The sequence below is a fragment of the Bilifractor sp. LCP21S3_A7 genome (genome assembly GCF_052118825.1).
Lineage (GTDB): Bacteria > Bacillota > Clostridia > Lachnospirales > Lachnospiraceae > Bilifractor.
The window spans coordinates 129,022-135,693 of the sequence record NZ_JBQKGL010000010.1 but is presented as its reverse complement, the minus strand read 5'-3'; the positions used below and the strand labels follow the sequence as shown (position 1 = coordinate 135,693).

Annotated in this window: 5 protein-coding genes; 4 read left to right on the top strand and 1 reads right to left on the bottom strand. The window is 47.9% G+C overall.

The window, feature by feature from the left end:
• Positions 1 to 248 precede the first annotated feature (248 nt).
• The gene (locus ACTQ1O_RS10540; protein ID WP_441487206.1) at positions 249 to 1,637 is read left to right on the top strand and encodes an MATE family efflux transporter; all 1,389 of its coding nucleotides are present in this window, start codon (positions 249 to 251) and stop codon (positions 1,635 to 1,637) included.
• Positions 1,638 to 1,841: 204 nt separating this feature from the next.
• On the top strand, positions 1,842 to 3,311 hold the full coding sequence (locus ACTQ1O_RS10535; RefSeq protein ID WP_441487205.1) for an aminoacyl-histidine dipeptidase: 1,470 nt from the start codon (positions 1,842 to 1,844) through the stop codon (positions 3,309 to 3,311).
• A gap of 14 nt (positions 3,312 to 3,325) precedes the next feature.
• Here the strand turns inward: ACTQ1O_RS10535 and ACTQ1O_RS10530 are convergent, their stop codons facing one another.
• Entirely contained in the window at positions 3,326 to 4,459 is a 1,134-nt protein-coding gene (locus tag ACTQ1O_RS10530; RefSeq protein ID WP_441487204.1) for a hypothetical protein, read from the bottom strand.
• Between the two features lie 271 nt (positions 4,460 to 4,730).
• Between ACTQ1O_RS10530 and rpsB the strand changes: the two genes are divergently transcribed.
• Complete coding sequence (gene rpsB / locus ACTQ1O_RS10525) at positions 4,731 to 5,477, top strand: 30S ribosomal protein S2 (RefSeq protein ID WP_441099137.1); 747 nt, start codon at positions 4,731 to 4,733, stop codon at positions 5,475 to 5,477.
• A 31-nt stretch (positions 5,478 to 5,508) separates the two neighbouring features.
• The gene (gene tsf / locus ACTQ1O_RS10520) at positions 5,509 to 6,450 is read left to right on the top strand and encodes a translation elongation factor Ts (protein ID WP_441099136.1); all 942 of its coding nucleotides are present in this window, start codon (positions 5,509 to 5,511) and stop codon (positions 6,448 to 6,450) included.
• Positions 6,451 to 6,672 lie beyond the last annotated feature (222 nt).

The window sequence follows — 6,672 nt, the reverse complement described above, 5'->3', positions numbered from 1 at the left end:
CAAAGTGTGAAGCGGTGGGGCGAACGCCGCGGCAGACCGACGAAGTCGGTCACATGTGGCAGCTGCGAGAGTTGCGAAGCAACGGAGCAGCTGGCTTTATACAGTATGTGGCACGACTTATCGTATGGGGTTACTGTATAAAGCCGTCGTCACGCGCGAAGCGTGTGTAAGAGACTGTATGCGATGTCGCATGCAACAGGTGTAAACTATATAATTGAAAACATCTATTTTTATCGGGGTTTATTTACATGTTTTCCAAATTCAAAGACCATTTCTACCAGTCCGATCGTATCGACTGGAATAATCTGACCTTCACCAGAGCTGAACTCTGGAAGCTGCTGTATCCATTGATGCTGGAGCAGCTTCTGACCTCCTTCATGGGTATGGCAGATACCATGATGGTTACAAGAGCCGGAAGTGAAGCAATTTCTGCAGTCTCTCTGGTCGATTCCATCAACATCCTGGTTATCCAGATTCTTTCTGCGATGGCTGCCGGAGGAACGATCATCTGTTCACAGTATATCGGACATAAGGATTTCAAGAAGTGTAATGCCGCAGCAAGACAAGTGGTACTCACGGTATTGATGATATCCATCCCTTTGGCACTCCTCTGCCTGATTCTCCGAAGACCACTCCTCCGTCTTGTATTCGGTTCGGTTGATCCGGCAGTCATGAAAAACGGTGTGACGTATTTCTTCTACACATCGATTTCCTTCCCCTTCCTTGCACTCTTTGAGTCTGGAGCGGCATTTTACCGTGCGGGTGGAAACAGCCGTTTTCCAATGACACTATCCGTAATTTCCAACTGCCTGAATATATTCGGAAATGCGGTTCTGATCTTCGGCTTTGATATGGGGGTTGCAGGAGCGGCTATCTCTACCCTGTTGTCCCGTATTTTCAGCGCCATTGTGATTTTCTATTTTCTCAGAATACCCAGACAGCCGATTGTCATCGATCATTATCTGCGTATACGTCCTGATTTTCGGATGATCCAAAAAGTTCTGTCAATCGGTGTTCCTTCCGGAATTGAAAACGGGATGTTTCAGTTTGGCAAACTGGCAATCCAGTCCAGCGTCTCGACCCTTGGTACAATTAATATTGCAGCGAATGCAATGATGATCATCCTTGAAAACCTGAACGGCATCGGTGGCATAGGAATCGGAATCGGTCTTATGACCGTTGTTGGTCAGTGTATTGGTGCAGGGCGTGTAGAAGAGGCAAAGTATTACATTGTAAAGATAAGCATGATCGCTGAAGGTGTCGTGCTCATCTCCTGCGTTATTGTTTTTGTGATTGCAAAACCTGTGATGTGGCTTGCCGGTATGGATCCGGAAGCTGCTGATATCTGCTTTAACATGCTGATCTATGTGTCTATTGTAAAGCCAATTGTCTGGATTCCGGCGTTTATTCCTGCTTACGGTATGCGATCTGCCGGAGACGTGAAATTTTCCATGATCGCGTCCAGCATAACCATGTGGTGCTGCAGGGTTCTTGTGACCACACTGTTGATTCGTGTGTTCGGTTTCGGACCGATTGCTGTATGGATCGGTATGTCACTTGACTGGCTGGTGCGTGGGATTGTATATTCTCTGCGTTATCGTTCCGGTAAGTGGCTGAATCACACTGTTATTTCGTAAAAATACATTTTATTTACGCGAACAGTGAGCCGCAGCCGAATGCGAAGTATTCGTGTGCGGAGAGCGACGCGATAGCGAGATAAAACTCGCGCAGCATGTTTTATCTCGTTTGATGTACCGGGGACATAATAATGAAGTTGCTCACATATCATGGATGTTAGCTGCTTTCTTATTATCAATAGATAAGGATCAGGAGGAAAAAGAATGTCAGACAGAAAAATTCTGGAGGGAATTGAGCCTGCGGAGGTTTTTCGCTATTTTGAGGAGATTTCGGCGATACCAAGACCTTCCGGTAAGGAAAAGAAAATCAGTGATTATCTGATTCAGTTTGCCCGGTCACACGGATTTGAGCATTACCAGGATGCCTTGAACAATGTGATCATCATAAAAGAGGCATCTGAGGGATATGAGAATCAGGAACCGATCATTCTTCAGGGACACATGGATATGGTTTGTGAAAAAAATCCGGGTGTGACGAAGAATATGGAAAACGATGGCCTTGATCTGGAGGTCAATGGTGATTTTATCTCCGCAAAAGGGACGACTCTCGGCGGTGATGACGGAATTGCGGTTGCTTATATTCTGGCAATTCTGGACTCGGCCACACTGAAGCATCCGAGACTGGAGTGTGTGATTACAGTTGGCGAGGAGGTAGGAATGGATGGCGCGAAGTTCATCGACTGCTCGCCTTTGAAGGGCCATCTCCTTTTAAATCTTGATTCCGAGAAAGAAGGCGTTGTTCTGGCCGGATGTGCCGGCGGTGCGTCTGAAAAGGTAATTCTTCCAATCACCCGGAAACCAGCTGAAGGACAGAGAGTGGAGCTTCGCGTAACAGGTCTTACAGGCGGCCATTCGGGTACGGAAATAAACAAGGGGCGGGCGAATGCGATGCTTCTCTTATTCCGGACAATCATGGAAGCGTCTCGTGAGACAGGTGTGCGGTTGATCTCGATGCGCGCAGGCACAAAGGACAACGCGATTCCGAGAGAAGCGGCGGCAACAGTTGTGGTTGAGGATTTTTCAAAATTCGTATCTTCCGTTCAGATTAACGAAAAAAATATTCAGAGGGAATACCGGGCGGTTGACCCTGGTCTTCAGATTACGGCAGAAGAGGCATCCGGCATCCCGGAATCCGGAGCGGATGAAGATCCACTGACCGTGGAAGACACACGCAGAGTTATTGCTCTGGCAAACTCGCTTCCCTCCGGAGTTCAGCGTATGAGCGATGAAGTAGAGGGGCTTACGGAAACTTCCCTGAACTGGGGAATTACCAGTCTGTCTGACGGTGAATTTTCAATGTGTGCTTCGGTGCGCAGCTCTGTAGCATCGGCACTTGCTGCACTGATTCAGAAAATCGGCTGGATCGCGTCAGCTTACGGGGCAAAGGTGGTTGAAAGTGGTGCATATCCACCGTGGGAATGGGTCGAGCACTCTAAGCTGCGCACGCGGATGTCGAAGATATATCGTGAGATGTTCGGGAAGGAACTCGTCATAGAGGCAATACATGCCGGTGTGGAGTGCGGTCTGCTTGCCGGGAAGATTCAGGGCCTGGATGCGGTTTCCATGGGCCCGGATATCTTCAATATTCACACCCCGCAGGAACGGCTGTCCATCTCCTCTGCCAGGAGAATGTATGATTATATCCTCAGGATCCTTGAATATAAAAATTCATAGAGATGTACAGAGAATCATTCTTCCAGAGCTTTTTGCGCATCCGTCAGCTGTTCTTCAAGATCACTGATTTCCAGCTCCAGCATCGGACGCGCTTCCTCAGCCTGTGTAATCCTTCGAAGCTGCTCCAGTATAGAACCGTCATCCGGCTTCAGAAAGCTTGACAGAAAAGCCTTCGGATACAGGAAGGCTTTTTCTGTATCCGAAAAACGAATCGTCATACGTCCGTTAACACACGAAGAAACAGTGCCGGAGCCGAAGACACGGTGCGCAACAGAAATTCCGTCAATTGCCGGAAGCTGAAGGGAGAGCAGGTCTTTCAGATGCGCTTTCTTCACAGAGAGTTCCCGACGGATCTCATCGATACGCCCGGCAAGCTCCCTTGCCCGTTTTGCTCTTTCCATCCATTCATCTGTAAAGGATGACCGGATGCGCAGATGCGAATAGAAGTCGTTCCGGTACGCACAGTCGAGAATATCATAAGCCAGAAAATGAAGATTATTGCTGATTTCTGCGGGAAAATCCACCATACGGTTCTGATGGAGCTTCAGAATTTCAGGATAATTCCATACTTCCTCCAGAAGGTTATCGCACATTTTGTAGTAACCCTTAAGGGAAAAATGATTGCCATACATGAAATAATCCCCGAATTCCGTCGCCTGAGCGAAAAGATCAGCAGCTTCTTTTTTATAGAAATAATTATCGGAAGGAGAAAATGTTGAGAGAAGATTCAAAACAGAGACTGCGGTCTGCTCAAATTCAGTTTTCCCCTCGAATCTCCGTCCGATCCGGACGTTGATGTCGTTTCGAAAATCAAGAATGCGGGAAGCACGCTGATCCAGATCACCGTGATCCTCCGTATAAAAGAGCCGGATCAGTTGTTCTCTGACGAATGCTGTTTCTTCCGGGATGTCGGCGAGAGTGGTGATGCCCTCGAGAGAGCGGTGCATCGGAGTATCAAGAAAGGCCCTGATTCCTGATGTTGACGCCCGGAGCATTGCCGGAAAATCTGCATCATCCGGATTCCAGTTTTTTTTGAAATCGGAAAGGCCTTTCCGCAGAGAATCAGTGCCAGAAATTTCGCCTGCTGCTGCACTGTCAAAGCAAAGTCTGTACTGGGTGAAAATCAGATCTGAATTTTTTGTGTTCATTGTATACTCCTGTATGATTGTACATTTGCGTTGCTTAAAATACTGCGCAGAAAGATAGTAAATTCGCGCTGCCTTAAATACTGCGCAGAAAACTTCAAAAGTATAACACATATACACGTGCAATTATATCCTTGCGGAAGAAGAAAAACTGTGCTACAATTGGAAAGCTGTTTAGAAAGCATGTGCGGAAATTTCCGGGGTGGTGCCTCCTGCGAGGTTCCCCGGCAAGTTGAACCGTACAGAAGTTTAAAACCAAAAGGAGAGAAATACTATGAGCGTAATTTCAATGAAGCAGTTACTCGAAGCCGGTGTACATTTCGGACATCTTACAAGAAGATGGAACCCCAAGATGGCTCCCTACATCTACACAGAGCGCAATGGCATCTATATCATTGACCTTCAGAAGTCTGTAGGGATGGTAGATGAGGCTTACAAGGCTGTTGCGGACATCATCGCTGACGGCGGCAGAATTCTCTTTGTGGGAACAAAGAAGCAGGCACAGGACACCATCAAGACTGAGGCTGAGCGCTGCGGTGAGTTCTATGTCAATGAGAGATGGCTCGGCGGAATGCTGACAAACTTCAAGACCATCCAGACACGTATTGCCCGCCTGAATGAGATTGACAAGATGGAAGAGGACGGGACCTTTGATGTTCTTCCGAAGAAGGAAGTCATGGGCCTGAAGAAAGAGCAGGAGAAGCTCGTTAAGAATATCGGCGGCATCAGAGAGATGAAGAAGATCCCGGATGCTATCTTTGTTGTAGATCCGAAGAAGGAGCACATCTGTGTTGAAGAGGCTCACGCACTGGGAATCACTCTGATCGGTATCTGCGATACCAACTGTGATCCGGAAGACCTCGACTATGTAATTCCGGGAAATGATGACGCGATTCGTGCCGTTAAGCTTCTGGTTTCCAAGATGGCAGATGCTGTCATCGAAGCAAAGCAGGGAATGGCACAGGAATCCGGCGATGAGGCTGCAGAGGAAGCTGCTGCGGAAGCTGCAGAGGCAGAATAATTAATCATACAACCTACAGGAGGAATTCGAAATGGCTATTAAAGCTTCTCAGGTTAAAGAATTAAGAGAAATGACCGGTGCCGGAATGATGGACTGCAAGAAGGCCCTGACGAACACCGACGGAGATATGGATAAGGCAGTTGAATGGCTTCGTGAGAACGGTATGGCAAAGGCACAGAAGAAGTCCGGACGTATCGCCGCAGAAGGCATTGTTATGTTCAAGGCTGCTGATGATGGCAAAAAGGCGGCAATCGTTGAGGTAAACTCCGAGACAGACTTTGCTGCCAAGAACGAGAAGTTCCGCTCCTATGTGGCACAGGTTGCAGATCAGGCACTGACGACAACCGCTGCAGATATCGACGCATTCCTGGCAGAGCCCTGGAAGTTCGACACAAGCAAGACCGTTAAGGAAGAGCTTGACGCAGAGATCGCGGTTATCTCCGAGAATATGCATATCCGCCGTTTTGCACAGGTTGAGGAGCCGAACGGATTTGTAGCAACCTACAATCATGCTGATGGAAAGATCGGCGTTCTGGTTGACGTTGAGACAGATGTTGTAAATGACGCGATTAAAGAGATGGCAAAGAACGTTGCCATGCAGATCGCTGCCATGAGACCGCAGTACACAAGCAACGCTGAGGTTCCGGCAGACTACATCGCGCATGAGACAGAGATTCTTCGTGCTGCAATCATGAACGATCCCAAGGAATCCCAGAAGCCGGAGAAGGTCATCGAGGGAATCGTAAAGGGCCGTGTCAACAAGGAACTGAAAGAGATTGTTCTTCTCGATCAGGTTTACGTAAAGGCTGAGGACGGCAAGCAGTCTGTTGAGAAGTATGTTCAGCAGGTAGCAAAGGAGAACAATGCAAAGGTTACCATCAAGGGCTTCACTCGTTTCGAGACCGGAGAGGGACTTGAGAAGAAGAACGAGGATTTCGCTGCTGAGGTAGCTGCTCAGGTTGCAGGAAAGTAATTCCGGTGGATCTGAATTGTGCCGGAGATAATCCGCGCACCTGTTCCTGATCTCAGAGAAACCGTGAAAAATTAAAAGCATTACAAAACAGAAAAGCTTCGGAAGCACTGTCACACGAAGAATATACGTGACTGTACTTCCGGAGCTTTTCTATTTTCAGCTTTCAGAGCTTTGCTGTTTTCTGTTTGAAGGAACTGTCCTCCGCTCGGAACTGTTGCAGAT